The 25,621-nt window shown below is 68.5% G+C and carries 18 protein-coding genes and 1 riboswitch; of the genes, 10 read left to right on the top strand and 8 right to left on the bottom strand.

What is annotated here, in order from left to right; all coding sequences use genetic code 11:
- Window positions 1–307: 307 nt before the first annotated feature.
- From ACFUEJ_RS12830 to ACFUEJ_RS12800, 7 genes are read left to right on the top strand one after another with little or no spacing between them, the layout of a single operon-like run.
- Window positions 308–4,018, top strand: a complete 3,711-nt coding sequence (locus ACFUEJ_RS12830; RefSeq protein ID WP_388029788.1) for an amino acid adenylation domain-containing protein — start codon at window positions 308–310, stop codon at window positions 4,016–4,018.
- 57 nt (window positions 4,019–4,075) lie between these two features.
- On the top strand, window positions 4,076–4,684 hold the full coding sequence (locus tag ACFUEJ_RS12825; protein ID WP_388029785.1) for a GNAT family N-acetyltransferase: 609 nt from the start codon (window positions 4,076–4,078) through the stop codon (window positions 4,682–4,684).
- Between the two features lie 4 nt (window positions 4,685–4,688).
- Window positions 4,689–6,503, top strand: a complete 1,815-nt coding sequence (locus ACFUEJ_RS12820; protein WP_388029782.1) for an IucA/IucC family protein — start codon at window positions 4,689–4,691, stop codon at window positions 6,501–6,503.
- Window positions 6,504–6,508: 5 nt separating this feature from the next.
- On the top strand, window positions 6,509–8,926 hold the full coding sequence (locus ACFUEJ_RS12815) for a penicillin acylase family protein (RefSeq protein WP_388029779.1): 2,418 nt from the start codon (window positions 6,509–6,511) through the stop codon (window positions 8,924–8,926).
- Entirely contained in the window at window positions 8,914–10,374 is a 1,461-nt protein-coding gene (locus ACFUEJ_RS12810; RefSeq protein ID WP_058251365.1) for a condensation domain-containing protein, read from the top strand. Before ACFUEJ_RS12815 ends, ACFUEJ_RS12810 begins: the two co-directional genes overlap by 13 nt.
- A gap of 50 nt (window positions 10,375–10,424) precedes the next feature.
- A complete protein-coding gene (locus ACFUEJ_RS12805; RefSeq protein WP_058251366.1) occupies window positions 10,425–11,969 on the top strand; it encodes a pyridoxal-dependent decarboxylase in 1,545 nt (514 codons plus the stop codon).
- Entirely contained in the window at window positions 11,966–13,300 is a 1,335-nt protein-coding gene (locus ACFUEJ_RS12800) for a lysine N(6)-hydroxylase/L-ornithine N(5)-oxygenase family protein (RefSeq protein WP_058251367.1), read from the top strand. Before ACFUEJ_RS12805 ends, ACFUEJ_RS12800 begins: the two co-directional genes overlap by 4 nt.
- Before the next feature lie 268 nt (window positions 13,301–13,568).
- On the opposite strand, the gene ACFUEJ_RS12795 is transcribed toward ACFUEJ_RS12800, so the two are convergent.
- The 6 genes from ACFUEJ_RS12795 to ACFUEJ_RS12770 form a co-directional block, all read right to left on the bottom strand.
- Complete coding sequence (locus ACFUEJ_RS12795) at window positions 13,569–14,543, bottom strand: ABC transporter substrate-binding protein (RefSeq protein ID WP_388029775.1); 975 nt, start codon at window positions 14,541–14,543, stop codon at window positions 13,569–13,571.
- 63 nt (window positions 14,544–14,606) lie between these two features.
- Window positions 14,607–15,458: a hypothetical protein gene (locus ACFUEJ_RS12790; protein ID WP_165630650.1), complete on the bottom strand. Its 852-nt coding sequence runs from the start codon at window positions 15,456–15,458 to the stop codon at window positions 14,607–14,609.
- A 107-nt stretch (window positions 15,459–15,565) separates the two neighbouring features.
- Window positions 15,566–16,873: a wax ester/triacylglycerol synthase domain-containing protein gene (locus ACFUEJ_RS12785; protein ID WP_226512343.1), complete on the bottom strand. Its 1,308-nt coding sequence runs from the start codon at window positions 16,871–16,873 to the stop codon at window positions 15,566–15,568.
- 41 nt (window positions 16,874–16,914) lie between these two features.
- A complete protein-coding gene (locus ACFUEJ_RS12780) occupies window positions 16,915–18,096 on the bottom strand; it encodes an acyl-CoA dehydrogenase family protein (RefSeq protein ID WP_388029772.1) in 1,182 nt (393 codons plus the stop codon).
- A gap of 17 nt (window positions 18,097–18,113) precedes the next feature.
- Window positions 18,114–18,362: an acyl carrier protein gene (locus tag ACFUEJ_RS12775; RefSeq protein WP_058251371.1), complete on the bottom strand. Its 249-nt coding sequence runs from the start codon at window positions 18,360–18,362 to the stop codon at window positions 18,114–18,116.
- Window positions 18,363–18,408: 46 nt separating this feature from the next.
- A complete protein-coding gene (locus ACFUEJ_RS12770) occupies window positions 18,409–19,749 on the bottom strand; it encodes a salicylate synthase (protein WP_259935324.1) in 1,341 nt (446 codons plus the stop codon).
- A 157-nt stretch (window positions 19,750–19,906) separates the two neighbouring features.
- Between ACFUEJ_RS12770 and ACFUEJ_RS12765 the strand changes: the two genes are divergently transcribed.
- The gene (locus ACFUEJ_RS12765) at window positions 19,907–21,577 is read left to right on the top strand and encodes a (2,3-dihydroxybenzoyl)adenylate synthase (protein ID WP_388029767.1); all 1,671 of its coding nucleotides are present in this window, start codon (window positions 19,907–19,909) and stop codon (window positions 21,575–21,577) included.
- A 166-nt stretch (window positions 21,578–21,743) separates the two neighbouring features.
- Here the strand turns inward: ACFUEJ_RS12765 and ACFUEJ_RS12760 are convergent, their stop codons facing one another.
- Window positions 21,744–22,091: a GNAT family N-acetyltransferase gene (locus ACFUEJ_RS12760; RefSeq protein WP_068971202.1), complete on the bottom strand. Its 348-nt coding sequence runs from the start codon at window positions 22,089–22,091 to the stop codon at window positions 21,744–21,746.
- A gap of 219 nt (window positions 22,092–22,310) precedes the next feature.
- Window positions 22,311–22,400: riboswitch (TPP riboswitch) on the top strand.
- 7 nt (window positions 22,401–22,407) lie between these two features.
- Between ACFUEJ_RS12760 and thiC the strand changes: the two genes are divergently transcribed.
- Window positions 22,408–24,132, top strand: coding sequence for a phosphomethylpyrimidine synthase ThiC (thiC, locus tag ACFUEJ_RS12755; RefSeq protein ID WP_388029763.1), 1,725 nt, complete (start codon window positions 22,408–22,410; stop codon window positions 24,130–24,132).
- Entirely contained in the window at window positions 24,132–25,052 is a 921-nt protein-coding gene (thiD, locus tag ACFUEJ_RS12750) for a bifunctional hydroxymethylpyrimidine kinase/phosphomethylpyrimidine kinase (protein WP_388029761.1), read from the top strand. Before thiC ends, thiD begins: the two co-directional genes overlap by 1 nt.
- An 89-nt stretch (window positions 25,053–25,141) precedes the next feature.
- On the opposite strand, the gene ACFUEJ_RS12745 is transcribed toward thiD, so the two are convergent.
- A complete protein-coding gene (locus tag ACFUEJ_RS12745) occupies window positions 25,142–25,531 on the bottom strand; it encodes an SHOCT domain-containing protein (protein ID WP_065630488.1) in 390 nt (129 codons plus the stop codon).
- Window positions 25,532–25,621 lie beyond the last annotated feature (90 nt).

The raw sequence follows: 25,621 nt of genomic DNA, 5'->3' as shown, positions 1-25,621 counted from the left end.
TGGTCATACCGCGGGTCGTCCCCGACCGCTGGTCTCGGCGAACACAACTGCTCGCACCATTTGGGTAGGGTAGCCTAATCTTTCTCGGACACAAGACCCCGAGTCGATCATCGCGACTACGTGATCCGCGTCATCCGATGAGACCAATACGTGAAACTTAGGCTAACCTAATTCGCGTCGGCTCGCGGGGCCCTCGCCGACATTGCCCAGAGATTGGGCGGAGCGGTTAGTTAGTATAACCTACCCTAAATGCGGGTTCCCCGGACTGAGTAAACATCTCACCGAACTGCGAGAGGCACGCCGGCTGATGGCCACGAATTCCCAGACCACGGATCTTGTCACCGCGGCCGACATCGTCGCCGAGGTGTCCGAGGCCCTCGGCCTGACGCCCGAGTCGATAGACCCGGAGCAGGACCTCATCGCCCAGGGACTCGACTCGCTGCGGATGATGCGACTGGCCGGCACCTGGCGCAAACGCGGCCTCGACGTCGACTTCGCCCGCCTCGCCGCACAACCCACGGTCACGGCCTGGGCGGCACTTCTGCGCTCCTCGGCCGGTCGGCCGAGCGACGCGAACCCGGCCGGTGCCGGCGCGGCCGCCGCCGCGACTTCGGACATCCGCGACCAGGTGGCCACGGCGCTCGGCGTGACCCCCGAGTCGATCGACCCCGAGCAGGACCTCATCGCACAGGGACTCGACTCGCTGCGGATGATGCGACTGGCCGGCACCTGGCGCAAACGCGGCCTCGACGTCGACTTCGCCCGCCTCGCCGCGCAACCGACCATCACCGCGTGGGCGGCGTTGCTGGGCGGCACGCCCGCGCCGACCACCGACGACCTCGCACCTTCGTCATCGGAACCGACCGAAGGACCGTTCCCCCTCGCTCCGATGCAGCACGCCTACTGGATCGGTAGGTCGGACAGCCACGCGTTCGGCAATGTCGCCGCTCACCTCTACATCGAGTTCGACGGTTCCGACGTCGATCCCGACCGCTTCACCTCGGCGATGGCCGCGCTGCTGGAACGCCACCCGATGCTGCGCGTCCGAGTGCTTCCCGACGGTACCCAGGAGATCGGCCCGGCACACCCCGAAGCCATTGCGGTGCACGACCTTCGGGAACATTCCTCGGAGACGGTCGAGCAGGTCCTGGCGGCCCGTCGCGCGGACGGCACCCACCGCGCACTGCCGGTCGACGAGGGAGCGGTGATCCGGGCCGAACTGAGTCTGCTGCCGGGGAACTCGGCCCGTGTCCATCTCGACGTCGACATGATCGCCGCCGACGCGATGAGCTACCGCGTCCTCGTCGACGACTTCGCTCGCCTGTACCGCGGCGAGTCCCTGCCGGAACTCGGCGTCACCTTCGCGACGATCACCGCGGATCGCACGTCGCGGGAGATCCGCGACGACGACGTGACCTGGTGGCGCGAAAGGATTCCCACACTCCCCGGCCCGCCCGAACTCCCGCTCGACGAACGTGCGATGCGCGGCGATGTCGAACCGCACAGCGTCCGCCTCCACCATTCGGTGTCCGCGTCGGACTGGAAGCGACTCGAGGAGCACGCGCACCGGCGCGGCGTCACCCCCGCGGCCGCGGTGGCCGCAGTCTTCGCCGAAGCCGTCGGAACGCATTCGGCCACCTCGCGATTCCTGCTCACGGTGCCGTTGTTCGATCGTCCTCAGGTCCATCCTGACGTCGAGCGGGTGGTGGGCGACTTCACGTCGTCGATCCTCGTGGGCGTCGACCTGAGCGAGCCGGCGACGCTCGCCGAACGTGCGCGATCGATGCGGGCATCGATGCACGAGGCCGCCGCGCACGGTTCGATGAACGGACTGGACGTGCTTCGCGAACTGAGTCGCCACCGCGGCGAACCGGTGGTCTCGCCGATCGTGTTCACCAGCGCGCTGGGACTGGGAGACCTCTTCTCGCAACAGGCAACCGACGTGCTGGGTGATCCGTCGTGGATCGTCTCGCAGGGCCCGCAGGTGCTGCTCGACGCACAGGTGACCGAGGTTGCCGGCGGACTGCTCCTCAACTGGGACGTCCGTGCCTCCGACCTCGAACTCACCACCGCACGTTCGATGTTCGACCACTATGTCCGTCTGCTCGGGCTCCTCGTCGACGGTGAGTGGGATGCGCCCGCGCCGGACCCGATCACGGCCGAGGTTCGAGCACAGCGCCTTTCGGTGGAGAGTCCACTACCGGCCACCGACACCTTCGACGGCACCCTGCACGGAAACTTCTTCGCCCGCGCCGCCGAGCGTGCGGGGACACCGGCAGTCGTATCCGACGCACGCATCTGGACCCACGCCGAATTGGCCGACGAGGCCCGCCGAGTCGCCGGAGCCCTGGTCGCAGCCGGGGTCACACCGGGTGACACGGTCGTCGTCCACCTGCCCAAGGGCGGCGACCAGGTCGTCGCCGCGCTCGGAGTGCTCGCCGCCGGCGCGGCCTACGTCCCGATCGCCCCCACCCAGCCCCGGGCGCGCCGCGAGCGCATCGTCGACGTCGCCACCCCGGCCGCAATTCTTACCTCCGAACCCGCCGCCTGGACCTCAGCCGAAGCCACCGTGCTCGAGGTGAACGACGCCCGACGCACCGATCCGGTCGACCCGGTCGCCGTCAGCGGCGACGCCCTCGCCTACGTCCTGTTCACCTCGGGCTCCACCGGATTGCCCAAGGGCGTCCAGGTTCCGCACCGGGCCGCGGTCGCCACGATCACCGACCTCGTCGACCGGTATGCGATCGGAGCCGACGATCGCAGCCTGCAGGTGTCCTCGCTGGAGTTCGACCTCTCGGTCTTCGACATCTTCGGCCTCCTCGCCGTCGGCGGCGCCGTCGTCGTGCCCGGCGACGACGAGCAGACCAAGGTCGACGACTGGGCGCGGCTGCTCACCCAGCACTCGGTGAGCGTGCTCAACTGCGTGCCGTCGATCCTCGGCATGCTCCTCGATCTCAACCCCCTGCCCGCGTCGCTACGGATGATCATCATGGGCGGCGACAAGGTCGACGTGTCGCTGCTCGAGCGCGTCGGCGCACAGCTGCCCGATTGTCGCGTGGCCGGCCTCGGCGGGACCACCGAGACGGCAATCCATTCCACCATCTGCGAAGCGGATGCCGTGCCGGCCGGAATGGCGTTCGTGCCGTACGGGATTCCGCTCCGCGGCGTCCGCTGCCGGGTCGTCGACGACGCCGGCCGCGACCGCCCCGACCTCGTGCCGGGTGAACTGTGGATCGGCGGAGCCGGCGTGGCCGACGGTTACCGCGGCGACCCCGAGCGCACCGCCGATCGTTTCGTCGAGCACGAGGGACAGCGTTGGTACCGCACCGGCGATCTCGCGCGTTACCTCCCGGGTGGCTTCCTCGACTTCCTGGGCCGCGCCGATCACATGGTGAAGATCCGCGCCTACCGCGTCGAACTCGGTGAGGTCGAGGCCGGGTTGCTGGGTCTGGCCGGGGTGGGCTCGGCCGTCGCCTGGTCCGACGGTCGCGACCTGCGTGCCGCGGTGGTGCTCACCGACGGATCGACCGAGGACGACGCCGACCTGCGCGCCCGGTTGTCGGAAGCCCTTCCACCGCACATGGTCCCGCGGTCCATCACGGTCCTGGACCGGTTCCCGCTGACTCCGAACGGCAAGCATGACCGCAAGGCCATCGCCGCCGGCGTCCGGTCCGACGACGACGCCGTCGAGTCGGTCGCGCCGCGCGGCCCGGTCGAAGAGGCCCTCACCCTGATCTTCGGGGAGGTCCTGCCGACACCGCCCGCGAGCGTCACTGAGGACTTCATCTCCCTCGGCGGCGATTCCGTCCAGGCCACCCGCGTGGTCGCACTGACGCGCCAGTGGCTCGACGCACCCGGCCTCTCGGTCGCCGACATCTTCTCCCGGCGGACGATCGCGGGGCTCGCCGGACGACTCACCGAACTCGGCGGGGAACGCGCTGAGTTCGTGGCACAGACCTTCCTTGACGTCCTGCAACTCACCGACGAACAGGTGGAGGCCGAGATCGCGCGCGGCTGACCGCATTCGGCACCTTCTCCGGCACCCCAACAGACCACCTCCCAGAGCAAAGGCATCATGACCATTTCCTCCGCCCCGACCTACGACCTGACCTCGGTCGCCCTCGACGACGTATCGCACGCCGCGACGGTCCACGGATGGCTCACCCATCCCAAGGCCAAGTACTGGGACATGCTCGACAGCTCGGTTGCCGACGTGGAGAAGATGATTCGCGAGTCGGCCGAGGCCACCGCCGGCACGCCCCACGGAATGCGCCTGGGCTACCACGACGGGCGCCCGCAGTTCCTGTTCGAGCTCTACGACCCGGCCACCAGCGAACTCGCCGACCCCGCCAGCGGTTACGTACCCGCCGACGGCGACATCGGCATGCACCTGCTGGTCGCCCACGCCGAACAGTCCCTGCCGGGCTTCACCGGCGCGGTGATGCTGCACATCATGCGGACCGCGATCCTGGAGGTCGGCGCCGCGCGCGTCGTCGTCGAGCCCGACGTCCGCAACAAGGCCGTGCACCGCCTCAACGCGAGTGTCGGCTTCCGCGTCGACGGCGACTACCCCGTCGGGAACAAGACCGCGCACCTGAGCTATTGCACCCGAGCCGACTTCCTCGAGGTGACCGACAACGGCAAGTCCGTCGGACCCGTCGAGGTCACGGACCTGGGGGCGTAGATCGTTGACTCTCCAGGACATCGGGACCATTCCGGGATTCGCGACGCGCACGGCCGGGGGGTCGGGTGCGCGAAGCCATCGCCAGACGTATCACACCAGGATCGCGAAGAAGATCCTCGCCGAGTTCTCCCACGAGCGGGCACTCGACCCGGTGGCGAGCGGCGACGGGTACGTCGTCTCCTCCGCCGACGGCCGCACCGACTACCACTTCCGCGCCGACCGGCTCGCCCTGGACAGCTGGGCGATCGACGAGTCGACGCTGCGTCGTGTGCGCGACGGCGCCGAACTCCCGATCGACGCGGTGGCGATGGTCGTCGACCTGGCACCGTTCCTGGGGATCGGTCCCCAGGCGCTGCCGGAGTACCTCGAGGAGTTCATCAACACCCTGGCGATCAGCGCCGACCGTCCGGACGAACGACGCATCCCAGCAACGGATCTCGCTCACGCCGACTTCCAGACCATCGAGGCGACGATGACGGAGGGGCACCCGTGCATCGTCGCCAACGCCGGCCGTCTTGGGTTCAGCGCGGACGACATCGAGCGCTACGCCCCCGAGGTGGGCAACCACTTCCGGCTCGTCTGGCTCGCCGTCCGTCGCGAGGACTGTGACGTTGCCACCGTCAGCGACGTCGACTACGACGCGCTGCTCCTCGACGAGCTCGGACCCGAGACGCTGTCCGACTTCGGGGACGCCCTGCGCGAAGTCGGTTGTGAACCGGCCGATTACCGATACCTCCCGGTGCATCCCTGGCAGTGGGTCGAGAAGGTACGCAAGCTCTACTCCGCCGACATCGCCGACCAGCGCATCGTCGAGGTCGGCACGAGCCCCGACCTCTATCAGGCACAGCAGTCGATCCGCACGGTGTTCAACGCGACCACCCCGACCCGCAACTACGTCAAGGTCGCACTGTCGATCGTGAACATGGGTTTCACACGCGGGATGTCGGCCGACTACATGCGGACGACGCCGCTGATCAACAACTGGGTCCGTGGACTCGTCGCCGACGACCAGTACCTCGCCGCGATCGGCTTCGAGATGATCTTCGAGGTCGCGGCGATCGGTTACCGCAGCCCGACGTTCACGCCGATCACGCAGCCGGGGTCGGAGTACCGCAAGATCCTGTCCGCGCTGTGGCGACAGAGCCCGGTGCCGCTGGCAGCCGCAGACGAGCAACTGTCGACCATGGCCGCGCTGCTTCACATCGACCACCTGGGGGAGCCACTGGTCGGCGCGTTCATCGACCGTTCGGGTGTCCCCGCGACCGAGTGGATCCGTCGCTACCTGCGCACCTATCTACATCCCATCGCCTACCTGCTCTACCGATACGAGCTGAAGTTCTCGCCGCACGGGGAGAACCTCATCCTCGTTCTCGCCGAGGGCATCCCGGTGCGAGCGATCCTCAAGGACATCGGCGAGGAGGTCTCGGTGTTCGGCGAGGCGGACGGACTCCCGGAGAGCTGCGCCCGCGTCCGGACCACCGAACCGGACGAGATCCGCAACCTGGGTGTGCTGTCGGACGTCTTCGACGACTTCCTGCGTCCACTCGCCGAGATCCTGCACACGCACGGCATCGTCGGCGACGACGAGTTCTGGTCGCTGGTGGCCGAGAGCCTGCGTGAGTTCGTCGCGGCCCACCCCGATCTGGAAGACAGGTTCGCTCGCTGGGATCTGTCCGCACCGGAGTTCGGGGCGGTGCACATGAACGGGCTGCAACTGCGCAACAACAAGCGCATGGTCGACATCGAGGACTCCTACGCATCGCTGATCGACGCGGGTCACCGGCTCGTCAATCCGATTGCGCCGCCGAGGGACCGGTGAGGGAGATGACCACCACCCGCACCCACGCACCCGACGACGCGGAGATCCTGCGTGATGGCCACGGCATCCCGCACGTCCTCGCCTCGACGCCGCGCGGAGCTCTGTACGGACAGGGCCGGGCATGCGGCGAGGACCGGCGCTGGCAGATCGAGTTCATGCGGCTGCGCGCCGAGGGACGCACCGCCGAGGTCTTCGGGGCCGGCTGCGTCGAATGGGACACCTTCGCCCGCCGCGCCCAGCTCGACGTGGCGGCGAAACGCATCTTCGACGCATCGTCCACCCGCACCCGGGAACTGGTCACCGCCTACGCCGACGGCGTGAACAGCACCCTCGGCGACCTCGAGACGTCGGCTGCCGCACCGGAACTCGAGGCGTTGGCGCATCGCCCGCTGCCGTGGCGGCCGTGGACGCCGATCTCGGTGTTCATCATGCACCACGTGCTCTTCGGCCGGTTCACCACGAAACTCTTCCGCCTGCACGCCTGCCGCACGCTCGGTTTGGATGCGCTGCGGTTCTGGGACTTCGAGACGCGGGAGACCGACCCCACGGTGCCCGCGATGCCCGATGAGGCGTTCCTGGAGGAGATCCTCGCGATCACCCGCCCGGCGTCGCCCGAGCAACCCGCCCCGGCGGTGGACCTCGGCGATCCGATGTCGGGCAGCAACGCCTGGGGTGTGTCCGCCGAGCGGAGCTCGACCGGTGCACCCATCGTCGCCGGCGACCCGCATCGATTCCTCGAACTGCCGGGCATCTATCAGCAGTTCCACCTCGCCTCGACAGGTCCGCACGAAGCATTCGACATGGCCGGGTTCGCCTTTGCCGGCGTCCCGGGAGTCCCGCACTTCTGTCAGGGCGACGACATCGCTTGGGGCATCACGAATGCCATGGGCGACTATCAGGATCTGTACCTCGAGCGATTGACGCGCGACGAGGCCGGCACGCTCCTGGTCGAGGTACCGGGCGGCGGGCGGGTGCCGGCCGGGGTGAGCACCGAGACGATCCTCGTCCGGGATGCCGAACCCGTTGCCGTGCAGCTCGTCACCACCCCGAACGGTGCCGTCGTCTTCGGCGGCCCCGACGAGTCGTTCGCGATGAGCATCCGGTCCCCGCTGCTCACCGAAGAGGTCACCTTCGACGCGCCGATCGACCTGCTCTTCGTGCGCACCGTCGCCGATGTCGAAGCAGCCCTGACGAAGTGGGTCGAGCCGGTCAACCGCGCGGTCATCGCCCACACCGACGGCACCGTCGCCACCCACGTGGCCGGCCGGGTGCCGGTCCGCGCGCCCGAGAACTACTGGTTGCCGGTCCCGGGCTGGGACGAGCGCTACCAGTGGCGCGGATACGAGGCGGGTTCGCTCGGTGACCCCGGCTTCGACGCGACCCTCCGCTCCCTGAGGAATCCGGAGCTCGCGGAGGCCACCCCCCGCTCCCTGAGGAGCCCGGAGCTTGCGGAGGGCGTCTCGAAGGGTCCCGCCTTCACCGTCACCGCCAACCAGCGGATGTCCGATGTGCCTGCGTTGCAGCCGCTCACGAGTGAGTGCGTCGAACCGTTCCGGGCCGACCGGATCACCGCGCGACTCGACGATCTCGGTTCGGTGAGTCCGGCGGATTGCGCCGACATCCACACCGATGTCCGGCTCGAGCAGGCGACCGTCGTCCAGGAGTTGCTGTCACGTGTACGCGGCGCCGACGCCGAGGCCGAAGGCATCCGGGAGCGCCTGGTGGCGTGGGACCGGTCGATGATCGCCGACAGCACCGACGCGTATCTCTATGCCGAGTTCCGTACCCAGTTGGTTCTCGGGGTCGCGAGTACCGACGTGCTCGCGCCGCTGCGCGGGCCGCACGGATTCCCGGCGGTGTTCCAGCCGTGGTTCGTGCCCGAGCCCCGTCTCGCGACCGCGCTGACCTCCGTCGTCGCCAACACGGCGGGGATCGGCATCGACATCGAGGCCGTGGCGGTCGCCGCCCTCGATGCCGTGGTGGCCCGGATCGGGACCTTCGGTTCGACGCCCACGTGGGGCAGCGTCCATCGCCTGGCACCGATCCACGGATTCGACCTGGTCGGCGCGTCGCCGCAGCACCCGGATCTGTTCGCCACCCTTCGTCCGACTCCCCTGCCCCTGGCGGGGGACGCCGAGTGCGTCTTCGCCAACGCCGCGGCGGTCGGCACCCACCTGTGCATCACGGGTGCCGCCGCACGCTACGTGTGGGACCTCGCCGACCGCGGGGCGAGCCGTTGGATCGTCCCGCTGGGCGTGAGCGGTGATCCCCGTTCCGATCACTTCCAGGACCAGGCGCCGCGGTGGGCGGCGGGCGAGCTGATCGAGGTCGTCCGCGATTGGGATGTGTTGCGTGGCAAGACCGCAGCAGCGTCGACGACGTCCACCGCCACATCGACCGAGAGGGAGCCATGCCCGCGTTGACCGAAGCGCGACTGACGCTGTTGCGTCGTCGAATCGCGCAGACCGGCGAACCCGCCCGCACGGCCGCAGCTGACGAACCAAGGGCCTCCGTGCCGTTCGGCGAGTTCGGCACCGCCGAACGGCGGATGTGGCGGATCTACGAACTGGATCCGGAATCGGTGTCGCACAACATCGGACTCGTCCTGCAGTTCGGCGGTACGCGAACGCTCCGATCGGTCGTCGACTCCGCCGAACTACTCGTCGAGCGCTTCGGGGTCCTGAAATCGGTGGTCGAGGTCGACAACGCGGGCACGCCGCGTCGCCGCGCCGTTTCGCACGCGGGATCGTGGGACGCATCGGGCACGGTGTGGACCTGGGGCCTGCCGGACGCGGAGGCAACCGGACCCGTCGACGATGCCGACGCGATCGCGACCGCGCTGACCCGCACGCCATTCGATCTGACGTCGGATGTGCCACTCCGGCTTCGGGTCTCGGGCTCGGACGGCGACGTCACCATGATCCTCGTCGTGCACCATCTCGCCGTCGACGACACCTCATGGCCGCTGCTGCTGGGCACCCTGGTGTCAGGTTCGTGGCCCGGCGACGTCAACGCCGACTCCCGCCCGGTCTCACCAAATTCCGCGGCCGCCTCGGCAGCCGCCGAGGACGCGGTGCGCCACGCGCTCACGACCTGGGCCGCCGACGACGTCCGCTATCCGCTCAGCGGCGAGTTGCCCACCGAAAGTGCCGCCGACAGCTGGCTCTCGCCGATGGACGACCGGGACGGCATCAAGGTCGCCGCCCCGGTTGCGGCCGACTCGCTGGCCGCTTTCGGCCGGGTCGCGCAGACCGTCGGCGCCACCCCGAACGCGTTGCTGATCGGCGTGTGTTCGCTGGCGGCGTATGCCCTGACCGGCGCCGCCGACCACGTCCTGGTGGTGCCGGCCGACAACCGTCGTCGGACGCAGTCACCCCAGAACGTCGGATACTGCGGCAACATCATCCCGATGCGGTTCCGCATCGACCCCGACGCCACGGTCGAGCAGGCTCTGCGGGATGCGGGTGCGGCCATCTACCGATCGATGGAACACTCCGGCACCGATTTCGGGCCGATCCTGACCGCGTTGCGGCAGCAGGGCGGCCGTTTTCCCGTCATCGAGATCATGGCGTCGGTCCGGCCCGCGCCGCTGCGCGGGATCCCACAACCCGCCGACGCCCCGGTCACCTGCCGGTCGGTGTTCAACGGGATCGCCAACTACCCGCTCTCGATCGCCTTCGAGGCCGACGACGAGAGCACCCACGTCGAGGTCGACCACCAGCCGGGGATCGTCCCCGACGCGGTGGCCGACCGCGCCACCGCAGTACTCACCGCACTCGTCGACCTGATTCCGACGTCGTTGCACCAGAACGTCTCCGCACTCGTCGAAACCCTCGCCGAGAGCGCACCACAGAAGGGCAGCGCCGGATGACCGGCCTGCCACCGCGCCACCGCGCGCCAGAGTCAACAGGGGGGAACTCAGTGTCCGAAGACCGCCAGTCCGTATGGGGTGCCTCGCGATTCGCCCGTCCCGGCGATGGCTGGGCCGACGTCGGGCGCGGCTTGGCGGAGGTCGCGGCCGCGGTCGGCGACGACCACCACGGCGCCCCGCTGCCGAGCGGTGACCCCGTCGCGGTGCTCGGCGGGGTGACGGCACTACTCGGCCCGCACGGAGTCCCGGAGAACGGGATCGGGGAGTCCCAGGCGCTGACCCGGCTCGCCCGCCTGGTGGCCGAGTTCGGACTGGACCTCACCCATCCGATGGCGGCGGCGCATCTGCAACCCGCGCCGCTGTCGGTCGCGGTCGCCGCCGACGCCCTGGCCTCGGCCACCAATGCCTCACTCGACACCTACGATTCCGGCCCGGCCACACTGGCGCTCGAGACCTGGACCGTACAGTCGCTGGCTCGTATGGCCGGGTTCGGCGAACATGCCGGCGGTGTCTTCAGTCCCGGTGGATCGATCTCGAATCTGCTGGCGCTCATGATCGCTCGCGACCACACCGCTGCCCGGCGGGGCATCGACGTGCGGCACGACGGCGTCGGCGCGTTGCACCGCCCGGTCGTCTTCTGCTCGCGCGTGGCGCACTTCTCGGTTCACCGCGCCTGTGCGGCACTGGGACTGGGCGAGACCGCGGTCATCCCGGTCGAGGTCGACTCGCATCACCGGATGATCCCGGAGGCGCTGGAAGCGACCATCCGCGAGGCCGGCGCGGCGACACCGCTGGCGATCGTCGCCACCGCGGGTACCACCGACTTCGGTACCATCGACCCGCTCGGGGAGATCGCCGACATCGCCGAGCGGCACGAGATCTGGATGCACGTCGACGCCGCCTACGGTTTCGGCTCGCTGTTCTCCGACCGCCTCGCCGGTCTGCTCACCGGCGTCGAACGCGCCGACTCGGTCACCCTCGACCTGCACAAGGTCGGTTGGCAGCCGGCGGCCGCGAGCCTCATGCTGCTGTCCGACGCCGATCGCTTCGTGTCCCTGAACCGTTCGGTGGCCTACCTCAACCCCGACGACGACGTGGAGGCCGGGTACAGCGGCCTCCTGGGTCAGACGCTGCAGACGACGCGACGGCCCGACGTCCTCAAGGTCGCGGCGACCCTGCTCGCCTACGGACGCCGCACTCTGGGTGACATGCTCGACAAGTGCAACGACCTCGCGGTGTACGCCGAACAGCGAATCGCCACCGAACTGCAGCTCGAGCTCATCGCGCCGGTCACGCTGACCACCGTCGTGTTCCGGTATCGGTGCACCGATCTCGACGCGGTCAACGGCGAACTGCGGCGTCGGTTGATCGCCGACGGCAAGGCACTCATCGGCCGTACCCAGGTCCGGGTGCCCGGTGAGGAAGAGCCCCAGACCTGCCTGAAGCTGACCCTCCTCAACCCGGAAACCTCGGAGAGCGACATCGACGAGCTGTTCGACGAACTGTTGCGCGTCGCGCTCGAGGTGGAGTCGGAAGGCACCGCCGCACCCGGCGCGGAAGTCCACAGTGAAGAAATGGTGAGAGTGTCCGAATGACCCCAGAAGAGAAGACCACTGTCGAGAATGTAGACGTACTCGCGATCGGTTGCGGCCCATTCAATCTGGGCCTCGCCGCGCTCGCCTCGACGCTCGACGACGTGAACCTCCTGGTCGTCGACTCGCGAGACGAGTTCCGGTGGCATCCGGGCCTGATGTTCGACGACGCCACCCTCCAGGTGAGCTTCCTGTCGGACCTGGTGACGCTCGTCGACCCGACCCATCCGCTGTCGTTCCTGAACTACATGGCCGACATCGATCGCATGTACCGGTTCCTGGTACGCGAGAACTTTTTCCCGACCCGCATCGAGTACGAGGCCTACCTGCTCTGGTGCGTGTCCCGGCTCGACTCGCTCCGATGGGGCACCACCGTCGACGAGGTGGCCTGGGACGCCGAGGCCGACGCGTTCCGGGTGACCATGCACACCGGCACCACCTCCTCGACGGTCATCGCACGACACGTGGTGGTCGGCATCGGCACCGAACCGTTCGTCCCGCAGGCACTCTCGTCGGACTCGCCCGCGGTGGTCCACAGCTCCGACTACCTGTTCAACCAGGAGAAGGCGCTCGCCGCCGACACCGTCACCGTCATCGGCTCCGGCCAGTCGGGTGCCGAGATCGTCATCGATCTGCTGGAATCCAACCTACGCGGCGGCCCCGCGGTCCGATGGTGGACGCGCACACCATGGTTCGCGCCGCTGGACTTCACGAAGCTCTCGCTGGAGATGACCACGCCGGCCTACATGGACTACTTCCACAGCCTTCCCGAGGCCGCACGGGATCGGGTTCGCCCGCAGCACTGGCAGTTCCACAAGGGCATCTCCACCGACACCCTGGAGCGCCTGCACGACCTGCTGTACCGGCGCCAGTTGCAGGACAAGCTCAACCCGGTGCAGCTGCGGATCTCGGTCGAGGTCGAAGGCATCGACACCCTCGCCGACGGCAAGCTCCGGGTCCGCGGCCGTCACCTCGACACCGGCTCCGAGCTGGCCCACACCACCGACATGGTCATCGCCAGTACCGGCTACCAGGCCCGCAGGGCGGACTTCCTGGCCCCGATCGAGTCTGCGCTGCACCGGGATTCGCGCGGACGCCTGGTCATCGGCGCCAACCACGAGATCGAGACCGACGACGCCCTGACCAACCGGATCTTCGTCGCCAATGCCGAGGAGCACGCGCACGGCGTCTCGGCCCCGAACCTCGACATCGGCGCGGTCCGCAACGCACGCATCCTGAACACCGTGCTGGGCCGCGAGGCCTACCGCCTGCCCAGGCACACCGCGTTCACCAGTTTCGGCGCCTCGGACGACGACGACATCGTCGCGCCGTAACCCGCTAGCCGGCTCACGGCCCGATCCGCCACGTGCGGCTCGGGCCGTTGTCGTTGTTGCGAAGTGGCTTCGACACGGCTCCTCACTGCGCTCGTCGCCTGCTCAACCAGCGGTGGGCCCCCGCTCCCTGAGGAGCCCATGGCGACGAGCAACCCCCTGCTCCCTGAGGTGCGAGGAGCGATAGCGACGAGCCACGAAGGGTCCGGCGACCCCGAAAACCAACTCGCCCTCCACATTCCGCGGAGGGCGAGTTCGTTTCAGACCGAGCTCAGTTGGACGCCGCGGCGAACGACGGCTTCAGCAGGTCGAGGACGTACGGGATCGAGTTCGGCGTCGGCGCGTTGAGACCGGTGATCTGCGACTGGGTCATGAACGTGACGGCGTTGTCCTTGACCGCCTTCAGGTTCTTGTACCCGGGCAGCGACTTCAGGGTCTCCGCCTGCTCGGGGGTGGCCGTGGCCACGACGAGTACGTCGGCGTCGAGCATCGGGATGTTCTCGGTGCTCAGCCCGAAGCGCGGCTGGCCGGTCCGCTGGTACTCGGCGACCAGCTTGGGAGCCATCTTCATCCCGAGCGAGGTGAACAGCTCTCCGGCGCCGTCGTTCTCGTCACCGAGCACCGACAGCTGGTCGTTGCCGTACATGAACGCGAACGCGTAGGTCTTACCCTTCAGGTTCGGGTACTCCTGCGCCACCGCCGCGATCTTCGCGTTGGTGTCGTCGATGATCGACTTCGCCTTCTCCGGGTCGTGCAGCACGGTGCCCATCACCGTGACCATGTCCTGCCAGGGGTCGATCTCCTGGTCGCTGATGGCGTTGACCGTCGGGGCCAGCTTCGAGATCTGCTGGAACTCCGGACTGTCCGAGGCGAAGCCGGGTGCGAAGATCAGGTCCGGGTTCAGCTTGGCGATGGTCGTCGCGTCGTCGCCCTTGGTGGGATCGACGAACGTCGCGTCGGCCAGCTTCTCGCCGTACCACGGCTGCATCTCGCCGGTCGCCGACTTCGAGTAATCGTAGTACCCCACCGGCGTCTCACCGAACGACAGCACGACGTCGGTCCATTGATCACCCAGGGTCACGATCCGCTCCGGGGTGTCCGGGATCGTCACCGACCGGCCGTCCGGCAAGTTGAGTTGAACGGTGCCACCGGCGGATTCGTCATCCGAGCTCGAGCAACCGGCCAGCAGGCCCGCGAACAGGAGTGCACTCGCGGCGAGTGCGCCCAGGCGTGGTCGTGAAATCACGTGAAGATCCCCCAATGGGTTGTCGGTGTCGTCCGGCGGACCGGACCGTGTCACCCCGCGCGGTCAGAGCGAGCAGGGCAGCAGGACGAATCCCGCGATGGTGCAGACGCTTCGGTTGGAGAGCTTCCACTTGTTGCCGCTCCACACGAACGTCATCGAGCGATTCTGGCTACCGCGGCCGACCACGCTGATCTGCAGCGGAGCGGTCAGCGTGTTGCCGCTGACCTGGACGGGTCCCACCATCTGGTAGCTGAGCCCGACATTGCCGTAGGTCGTGATCGCGCGGGCGACGAGGTCGATCTGACGGAGCGCACGCTCACCGCCCTCGAGTTCGGCGGCGCGTGCGGCGCGGCTGCCGTTGGAGTTCATGACGATGCGGACTTTGGTGTTGAGCTGTCCGGGCGTCAGCGCGGCCGGGCCGGCGGCAACGCTCTGCTGCGGGGCGGCCGTGGTGCCCGGCGCGGGAGCAGGTGCGGGGGCCGCACCCGGAGCCGGCGCGGCTCCTTCACCGGGAGGACCGACCGGTCCACCGATCGCTCCGCCGCCTTCGGGCACGTTCTCCGTCGGGGCCGCCGCCGGCGCTCCGGCCGGTGCGCCGGCGGGTGCGGGCTGACCCGGGACGGGCTGCTGGCCGGCAATGCCCTGCTGCGGTAGCGCGGTCTGCGCGGCACCGAGGTTGACGACGGTCGGCTGTGCGGCGGTGGCGGAGTCGTTGCGCTCGCTCACCACGATGCCCACCACGCCGATCGTCACGACGATCGCGGAGATGATGGCAGCGACGCCTGCCGACGCCAGGACGGTCGGGACGCTGACCCCGCCCGATCGGCGAGACGAACCGGTCTCCGACTCGCGGTGATCGACCCCCGAGTAGTAATCGGCCCCGGCCGGGTCCTGGTAGTTGACGTCGTTGCTCATGTTGTTCTTTCTCCGTGTATGTCTTCGCCCCCGCCGAGCCGACGGCCACCTGTATATTGCAGCCCTCGGACCCCGGATTACAAGGCAAGCCTAAGCTCGCACCCCCGTCAGGTCGACGGGAGGGCCTCCTGAAGTACTTCGTCGAGCGCGGACACAAATCGTTCGGCGTATCCGGGTAGCGCCTGCGCGTCGGTGACGACGCCGAACGTGGTGGTGTGTCCGAGGATCAGGGTCGTCACCGACAGCGAGTAGCCCGCGAGCGGCGACAAGGGTGTGAGGGTGACGATCGAGCGCCCCAGCACCGACCGGACCCGCGAGAACCCGGGGTTGATGCCGATGTGGATGTCGGGGTGCATGTGGGACATCGACGCGTTCACGATCGCGCGCTGCAGACCCCACAGCGGGGCGCGCGGCAGATCGTCGGCGGCGGCCAGGTACAGCTCCGGCTTCCGCGTCGCGATGGTCTCGAGTTCGCTTCGCGCACGGCCGATCTGACGCGACAGATCGGGCTCGTTGCCGAGCAGGTTGAGGAGCGCGACGGATACCGCGTTGCCGGTGTGCCGGAACTCGTCGTCGAGGGTCACGGGCAGTGTCACGCGGACGACGTCGGCCTGTGGCGAGGCGGGCGGGTTGAGGCTGATCGCCCGGCCGATGGCCGCGAGGAGGAACTCGTGGACGGTCGCGCCGTTCCCCTTGGCCGCCTTGCGCAGCGTCCGGGTCGACGCGGAGAACAGGGCGTACTCGCGCTCGCCCGACTTCGTCAGTGCGGGCCAGGCCCGTTTCTTGCCACCGCCGGCCGCGTGCTGGTCGCCATAGGCAGCCTTCGCCTCTTTGAGTTCCTCGGGATCGATGCCGCTGATCCGGAAGCGCGGACTGGTGGCGAATCGCTCGAACTCCGCGAGATCGTCGGGCTCCCCGTCGGCGAGGAGGGCGGCGAAGGCCGCGCCCGCAATGCCGTCGGAGATGCTGTGGTGCACCCGGAGCAGGACCCACTGTCCGACACCTTCGGCACCCGCCGACGGCGTGAACAGGGTGATGTCCCAGAACGGGCGCGGGCGCGGCAGCGGCGACTCGAGCAGTTTCGTCACCCGGCGCTGGAGATGGGCGCGGTCGGTGAACCCGAACTCGGTCACGTGCTCGCCGGCGTCCCAGCTGTCGTCGGCGAGCACCACCTCGGGCTTGCGCCAGCGGCCGTTGCGGATGCCCAGCCGGAAGATCTCGAACAGGCCGGCCCGCTCCCGGACACGCGTCCGCACCTCGTCGAGGCCGAGCAACCCGCCGTCGCTCTCGAGTTGCAGGATCATCGACCAGTGCATGGGCGCACTGTCTTTGTCCATGTGCAGGTAGGTGTGGTCGGGCGGCGCGAGTTCGGTGACACGCGCGTCGGCCGGTGCCTGGCTGGCTGGGCTGTTCATGGGATGACCGCCTGGGTGAGAGGGACGATGGCTCGAGCGCTTCAGGACACCGGCGAGCCGGTGCCGTGGAGTTCGGAGTCGACGAACATGGCCTGGTACCGCTCGGTGTCGGGTTTCATCGCCGCCGCGACCAGTTCCCACAGCACCTCGTCGGTGCCGCCGCCGACGCGGGCCAGTTTCATGTCCCGCCACCAGCGACCGATCGGGGATCCGGTCTCGAGGTAACCGATCCCGCCGAAGATGTGCAGGCACTCCGACGCGACCTCTTCCCCGAGGTTGGCGGCGGTGGCCTTCAGTGCCGCGGCGGTGCGCAGGTTGATCTTGCCCTCCGCGGCGACTCCGGCCAGCGAGTAGCGCAGGACGTCGACGCTGGCCTGCAGGTCGGCGACGCGCAGGCGCAGCGCCTGATGGTCGTAGAGCTTCTTGCCGAACTGCGTGCGCTCCACCATCCGGGCAAGCGTCACGCCGATCATCACGTCGCACGCGGCGGCGATCTGGGCGGCCACCGAGTACCGCTCGTGCGCCAGTCCCCAGCTGATGATCGCCAGGCCCGTCCCCGGCCGGGCGATCAGCGCCTCGTCGGGAATCCAGGCGTCGATGGTCACCGGCGCGGTGTCGAGGGGCCCGGCGCCGAGTTTCGCATACGGCTTCCCCACCGTCACCGACTCGATCGGGACGGCGGCCAGCGCCACGTTGCCGCCCACGTCGGGACCGTCGTCGACGCCCCGGCAGACCACGAACACGTGGTCCGCGATCGGCGAGAGAGACACGAACTTCTTGTGCCCGACGACTTGGAACCCGCCGTTCTCCGGCAGGATCCGGGTCTCGGAGTTCTGTAGGTCCGAGCCGCCCTGCTCCTCGGAGGCCCCGATGCAAAGCACGGTCTCGGCGGTCAGGGCGCGCTGGGCCAGGTCTCTGAGGTAGTCGTTGCGGCCGAAGCGGCGGAGGATGGCGATGGCCGAATCGTGCAGGCTCACACCCACTCCGATGGCCGCGGAACCCAGCGCGCCGAGATGTGCGCCGAGGGCGAAATGGTCGTGGAGGTCGGTGACCTTGCGGTCCTCCCACTTGCGGACGAAGACGCCCTCGGCACCGAGGTGTTCGAGCAGGGGCCGCGGGAATCGGTGATCCCGCTCGGCCTGCGCCGTCCAGGCCGTCACCTGCTCGTCGAACGCGGCGTCGAGCAGTTCGGCGTACGTCTGCACTGGGGTCTCCACAGTCATGTCGGGTCCGGGTCCTCTCAGGCCGGGGTGCCGGCCTTCGACCGGATGAGGTCCTCGAGGTCGCCGACGGTCTTGGACTCGAAGAGCTCCCGTTCCGACAGCTTCACGCCGAGACGCTCTTCGATCGCCACCACGCCGATGGCGAACGCCACCGAGTCCAGCCCGAGGTCGTCGATCAGCTTCGAGTCGCGGCTGATGTCGCCGAGCGCGAGGTCGAGGTCCTCTTCGAGGATGCCGCGCAGGGCTTCGGTGATGTGGTCGGACATGTGGTGGCTCCTGGGGTGGTGATGTTCGGTCGAAAGTATCGGTCGGTCAGCGCGGGACCACGTACGGGGCGACGCTGGCCAGCTTCTCGCAGGTCTCGGTGAATTCGCGCTCCGGCGTGGACTGGGCGACGATCCCGGCACCGGCACGCAGCCATGCGCCTTGCCCGGACGAGAAGATGGTGCGCAGGGCAAGGGTCGCCTCGAGCTCGCCCGTCGACGAGGCGGTGAGGATCGCGCCGGAGTACAGGCCGCGGCGTCGGGGCTCGAGACGGTCGATCGCCTCCACGGCCGGGGTCTTGGGGATGCCCGACGCGGTGATCGACGGGAACACCACCTCGAGTGCACGCCACGGCGTTTCGTGATCGGCGAGGGTCCCGCGCACGGTCGAGGCCAGATGCTGGACGCTCCCGCGCTCACGAACCTCCATGAACTCGCTCACGGCCGTGGTGTCCGCAGTGGCGATCGAGGAGATCTCGTCGAAGCACGCACGTACCGACATGGCGTGCTCGGCGATCTCCTTGGCATCCGAGAGCAGGTCGGCGCGGGCCGCCGCGTCCTGCTCTTCCGAGATTCCGAAAGCCCTTGTGCCGGCCAGTGGTTCGGTGACCACGGTCCGGTCGTCGTGCACCGCGACCACGAGTTCGGGACTGAACCCGGCCGCCTGCAGGTCACCGAGCGAGAGCAGGTAGCTCCGGGCGGGGTTGTTGTCGGCGCGGCCGCGGGCGTAGGTGGCGGGGATGTCGACCTCGAACGGGATGTCGACGGCACGCGAGAGGATCACCTTCTGGTACCGGCCGGCTTCGATCTCGGCGACAGCCGTGGCCACACGGCCGCGGTAGTCGTCCGGGTCGGACTGCACATCCACCGGCCGCGACTCGACGGAAACGGTTGCTCGCGAAGCGATCTCGAGGAGACGACCGGCACGCTCGGCGTCGAGCGACGCGGTGTCGACCCCGTCAGCATCGACGGTCGCCTCGAACTCGGGAACGATGAGGTGCGCCAGCACCGTGTCCTCGGGAACGCGCTCGAGGATGCCGTGATAGGGCGCGCAGAAGTCGAAACCGACCCAGCCGTAGACGCGCCAGTCGGGAATCGACAGCGACGCGGTCGCGGCGGCGAGCGCGTCGGCGGGGTCGCCGTGCCAGGGCGTCGTCGTGCGGTCGCCCTGATCGTCGACGATGACCTCGCTGCGTGTGATCACCACGCGGGCGCGGACACCGGCTGCGAAGGTCCAGCGCCGGTCACGCTCGTAGACGACATGGTCGCCGAATTCGCCGGAGCGGGCCCAGGCCGCCGTGATCCGCGCGGCATCGAACTCGCTCAGCGGCGAGGCCGGCGCGAGCAGGTCGACGAACTGCGCGGCGTGCGATTCGGTTGTCAGCGACATGTCCTTCGTTCCTCCGGTCGTGATGCACTCGAGCACCGATGATCATAGGGAATCTTAGGGCAGCCTAATCAAACAATCCCCCGCGGGTCGACAACCGGCCTCCCGCCCTGCATCGACCGGTAAGGTTACCCTATCCTGCCTGTGTTTCAATGAACTCATGCCGACGCATCTCGACGCCGCGACCGATCTGCTCGAAGGTTTCGCTCCCCACACCGACGCACAGGCACAGAAGTACCGCGACGCCGGCGTCTTCCTCGACCGCCCGTTGTTCGCCGGCCTCGATCTGGCCGCCGAGCGAACTCCCGACTCCCCTGCGCTGACCGACGCCTCCACCGACGGGCCGCGCACGCTCACCTATACCGAGTTCCGCGACGCCACCCTCCGTCGTGCCGCCGGTTTCGTCGCGGCCGGACTGCGGCCGACGCAACGGGTCGTGTTGCAGCTGAACAACTCCCTCGACTTCGCGGTCACCCTGTACGGCCTCCTACGCGCGGGTGTCGTTCCGGTGATGACGCTGCCCGCGCACCGGATCACCGAGATCGCCCATCTCGCAGCCGGTGCCGGCGCGGTCGCCTACATCGGTGAGGACGGCCGCCGGGGGTTCGACTACCGCGAGCTCGCGACCGAGCTGCAGTCACGGGTGCCCGACGTCGCGCAGGTCTTCATCTCCGGCGAACCTGGTCGATTCACACCGCTCCCCGACGCCGACCCCGCCTCGGTCGAGCTCCCGGCTGCCCCCGACGCCGGGCTACCCGCCCTGTTCCTCGTGTCGGGGGGCACCACCGGACTGCCGAAACTCATCGCGCGCACGCACGACGACTACGACCTCAACGCCCGGCTGTCCGCGGACGTCGCCGGCCTCACCGCCGACGACACCTACCTCGTCGCCCTGCCGGCCGCGCACAACTTTCCGCTGTGCTGCCCGGGAATCCTGGGCGTCTTCGGTGCGGGCGGCCACGTCGTCTTAGCCGACAACCCCAGTCCGGACAACACTTTCGACCTCATCGAGCGGCACCGCGTCACGGTGACCGCGCTCGTCCCCGCGCTCGCGCAACTCTGGTGCGCGGCGACCGAGTGGGAGCCGGCGGACATCAGCTCCCTGCGCCTGCTGCAGGTGGGCGGCGCCAAGCTGGCACAGTCCGACGCCGTCGCCCTCGACGCGGCCCTCGGCCCCGTCGTCCAGCAGGTCTTCGGCATGGCCGAGGGGCTGATCTGCTACACCCGGACCGACGACCCGCGTGACTTGGTGCACCAAGTGCAAGGGGCACCGATGTCGGAGCTCGACGAGGTGCGGGTCGTCGACGAGGGCGGAGCCGATGTCCCCGACGGGGAAGAAGGTGAACTGCTGGTGCGGGGGCCCTACACGATCCGCGGTTACTACCGCGCCACGGCGCACAACGAGAAGTCCTTCACGCCGGACGGCTTCTACCGGTCCGGGGACAAGGTCACCCGGCTGCCGTCGGGGCACCTGGCCGTGACCGGCCGCATCAAGGACACCATCGTGCGCGCCGGGGAGAACGTCGCCGCCGACGACGTCGAGGAGAACCTCCTCGCCCACGATTCGGTCCGGCAGGTCGCGGTGGTCGGGCTGCCCGACGACGCGCTCGGTGAGAAGATCTGTGCGGCAGTCGTGCTCTCGCACGAACACCCCCCGGCCCGACCACTCGAGCTGGCCGCGATCCGCACCTTCCTCGCCGACCGCGGACTCGCCTCCTTCAAACTGCCCGACGTGGTCCGCGTCGTGCGCACGCTCCCGGTCACCGCAGTAGGCAAGATCGACAAAAAGGTGCTCCGCGAGACACTGCTGTCGGAGCCGTCGGCAGGCTGAGCCGAGTCGGAGCCCGCTCCTCACACCGGCGCGAGGAGCGCGACCACCGCACCATAATCCCAAGGAAGCGCATAACCCCTGCTCCCTGAGGTGCGAGGAGCGATAGCGACGAGCCTCGAAGGGTCCGGCGAGGAATGTTCCGGAGCCGCCGAGGCTTACCTTCGGATCACACCGGCGCGAGGGTCACGATCCCGGGATGGCCGTCGAGATAGTGCTTGGTGAAGGTGCACACGGGCCGCAGGCGGGCGCCCTGCTCGCGGGTGTAGTGCACGACGGTGCGGGTGAGTCGCGTGGCGAGACCGTGTCCGCTGTATTCGTCGTAGAGCACGGTGTGCAGCACGGTGATAGTCGTCTGACCGTCGACCGTCTCGGTCGAGTAGCCGAGCACGCCGACCAGGTCGCCGGCGACCCAGAGTTCGAATCGGTCGCGGTCGGGATTGTGTACCACCTGCGAGATCTGTTGCAGGATGGACTTTGCCGACTGTGGTGGTCGCTGACGATGCTTGCGTAGCACCCGACCCTCCTCACCTCGTGATCGCGGACATCGGATCACCGGCGCGTACCTGCCACACGCGACAGCGCCACCCCTGTGATCCGGGTCACACGGTACCTTACGGAACCGTAACTGCCGACCCCGATCGTGTGATCGTCGCAAATCGATACGGTCTCGCGAACCCGGACGACCCGACCGGACGATGCGATGTAGGGTGGCGGACGCACGACAACTACACACCGCGGGGGCTCTCACGATGACCGAGGGCTGAGATGGCGACGGGCGGTCGCCGACCGCTCGAACCTGTCCGGGTAATGCCGGCGTAGGGAGACCAGCCATGGGCACACGTGTATCCACCACCCGCAACAGCAGCGCACCCGCCGATTCCGGGTTCCTGACCCTCGGCCCGATCGAGGGCAGCGCCAAGCACTACCTCACGGTCGGCGACCTGCGTGTGCCGCAGCGTCGAATCCAGCTCACCAACGGCGAACACCTCGACGTCTACGACACCTCCGGCCCCTACACCGATACGGCGGCGCACATCGACGTCGAGAAGGGCCTCACCCCCACCCGCGACAGCTGGCATCGGCCCGACCCGATCGACGGCGCGAGCACCCAGCTGGCCTGGGCGCGTGCCGGCATCATCACCGACGAGATGCGGTTCATCGCCGCCCGGGAGGGCGTCGACGCCGAACTGGTCCGGTCGGAGGTCGCCATCGGCCGCGCGGTCATCCCGGCCAACCACCGCCACCCCGAGTCCGAACCGATGATCATAGGCAAGAACTTCGCGGTGAAAGTCAATGCGAACATCGGTAATTCGGCGGTGCGCAGCTCGATCTCCGACGAGGTCGAGAAGATGGTGTGGGCCACCCGCTGGGGCGCCGACACGATCATGGATCTCTCGACCGGCGCCGACATCCACACCACCCGCGAGTGGATCATGCGTAACTCGCCGGTCCCCGTGGGGACGGTTCCGATCTACCAGGCGCTGGAGAAGGTCAACGGCGATCCCGCCTCGCTGACCTGGGAACTGTATCGCGACACCGTCATCGAGCAGGCGGAGCAGGGCGTCGATTATATGACCGTCCATGCCGGTGTCCTGCTGCGCTACGTTCCGCTGACCGCGAAGCGGGTGACGGGCATCGTCTCGCGCGGCGGTTCGATCATGGCGGCCTGGTGTCTCGCGCACCACCGGGAGTCGTTCCTGTACACGCACTTCGACGAGTTGTGCGAGATCTTCCGCCGCTACGACATCACGTTCTCCCTCGGCGACGGCTTGCGCCCCGGATCGATCGCCGACGCGAACGACGAGGCCCAGTTCGCCGAACTCCGCACTCTCGGCGAGCTGACCGCGATCGCCAAATCGCATGGTGTGCAGGTCATGATCGAAGGCCCCGGGCACGTCCCGATGCACAAGATCGCCGAGAACGTGCGCCTGGAGGAGGAGTTGTGCGAGGAGGCCCCCTTCTACACCCTGGGTCCGCTCGCCACCGACATCGCGCCGGCCTACGACCACATCACCTCGGCCATCGGCGCGGCGATGATCGCTCAGGCCGGCACCGCGATGCTGTGCTACGTGACTCCGAAAGAGCATCTAGGACTTCCGGACCGCGACGACGTCAAGGTCGGCGTGATCACGTACAAGATCGCGGCGCACTCGGCCGACCTGGCCAAAGGCCACCCGCGGGCACAGGAACGCGACGACGCACTGAGCAAGGCGCGCTTCGAGTTCCGCTGGACCGACCAGTTCAATCTCGCCCTCGACCCCGACACCGCGCGCGCATACCACGACGAGACGCTGCCCGCCGAGCCCGCGAAGACCGCCCACTTCTGCTCGATGTGCGGACCCAAGTTCTGCTCGATGCGGATCTCGGCGGACGTCCGCGCCTACGCCGAGGAGCACGGTCTCGTCACCGCGGACGACATCGACCGGACTATCGCCGAGGGCATGGCCGCGAAGTCGGCCGAGTTCGCCGAGGCCGGTAACCGCGTGTACCTCCCGCTCCAGATCGCCGAGGACGTCCGCGCGGGCATGGACAAGCAGACGACCGGCGGCGCCTGATGCGCACAGACGACGCACGACGACGCACAGTCGACGCGAATCAGCGCACGGTCGACGAACAGGCCTACACGGGACTCCCGCTGTCACCGCCCGGAACGGCCCCGGTACGGGTCCTGACCATCGCTGGTTCGGATTCCGGTGGTGGCGCGGGGATTCAGGCGGACATGCGTACGTTCGCCCTGCTCGGGGTGCACGGATGTGTCGCGGTCACCGCCGTGACGGTGCAGAACTCGCTGGGCGTCAGTGGGTTCGAGGAGATCTCACCGCAGACCGTGGCGGCGCAGATCGACTCCGTGTCCGGTGACATCGGTGTGGCCGCGGCGAAGACCGGGATGCTCGCGTCGGCGCCCATCATCGAGGCCATCGTCGAGCAGTGCCGCACGAGCGGTATCGGCCGGGACACATCCTTTCCGCTGGTGGTCGATCCGGTGTGCGCGTCGATGCACGGCAACCAGCTGCTCGCCGACTCGGCACTCGACACCCTGCGGCACAGCCTGTTTCCCCTCGCGACGGTGGTGACCCCGAACCTGGACGAGGTTCGCCTGATCACCGGCATCACGGTCACCGATGCCGCGTCGCAACGCGACGCGGCCAAGGCATTGCTCGATCTCGGGCCGCGCTGGGCGCTGGTCAAAGGCGGGCACCTGCGAGCCTCGGACCACTCCCCCGATCTGCTCTACGACGGCCACCAGTTCATCGAGCTCAGCCACGAACGCATCGACACCCCGCACGACCACGGCGCCGGCGACACCCTCGCCGCCGCGATCGCATGCGCGCTGGCACACGGGTACGACGTTCCCGAGGCGGTCGGCTTCGGCAAGGACTGGGTGACCCATTGTCTGGCCGCTGCGTATCCACTGGGCGCCGGCCACGGTCCGGTCAATCCGCTGTGGCGTGTGGGCGTCGGGTCGGCGGACTGACGCGACGCCGGTTCCGAACCCGAGAAACAGACAACGCTCCCCGACGGCGACCGGCGCCATCGGGGAGCGTTGTCTGTGTCGAGGGACCGTCAGGCGGTTCCGCTGAGGGCCTTGCTCTTCAGGTGCTCGAACTCCTGGGGTGTGATCGCGCCCGAGTCGAGCAGGTTCTTCGCGTCGGCGATCTGCTGGGTCGGCGAGGTGCCTGCGACGGACCGGATGTACTCGTCGGACGCCTGCTTGGCCTCGCTGTAGGCCTCACGCTGACGCTCGGCCATCCCCTTGCCCTTGGCGAGCAGGTACACGATGGCGGTGAGGTACGGGAGGAAGATCAAGAAGACAATCCAGGCCGCCTTCTGCCAGCCCGACGCGGCCTTGTCCCGGAACAGGTCGCTGATGATGTGCCACAGGACGATCAGGTAGGCCACGAACGCGAAGATGACGATCGTGTACCAGATGAAGTCCCAGAATGAATCCCACATCGGAGTGTCTCCCTTGTCTAGAAGAAATCGGCGAGTTCAGAGCCGAGCACATGAACCGTTATGAAGCATTACACAGCACCGACCTCGACA

This window comes from Gordonia sp. NPDC057258 (genome assembly GCF_042668985.1).
Lineage (GTDB): Bacteria > Actinomycetota > Actinomycetes > Mycobacteriales > Mycobacteriaceae > Gordonia > Gordonia hongkongensis.
The sequence above is the reverse complement of the archived record's forward strand: the minus strand, read 5'-3'. Positions and strand labels throughout refer to the sequence as shown.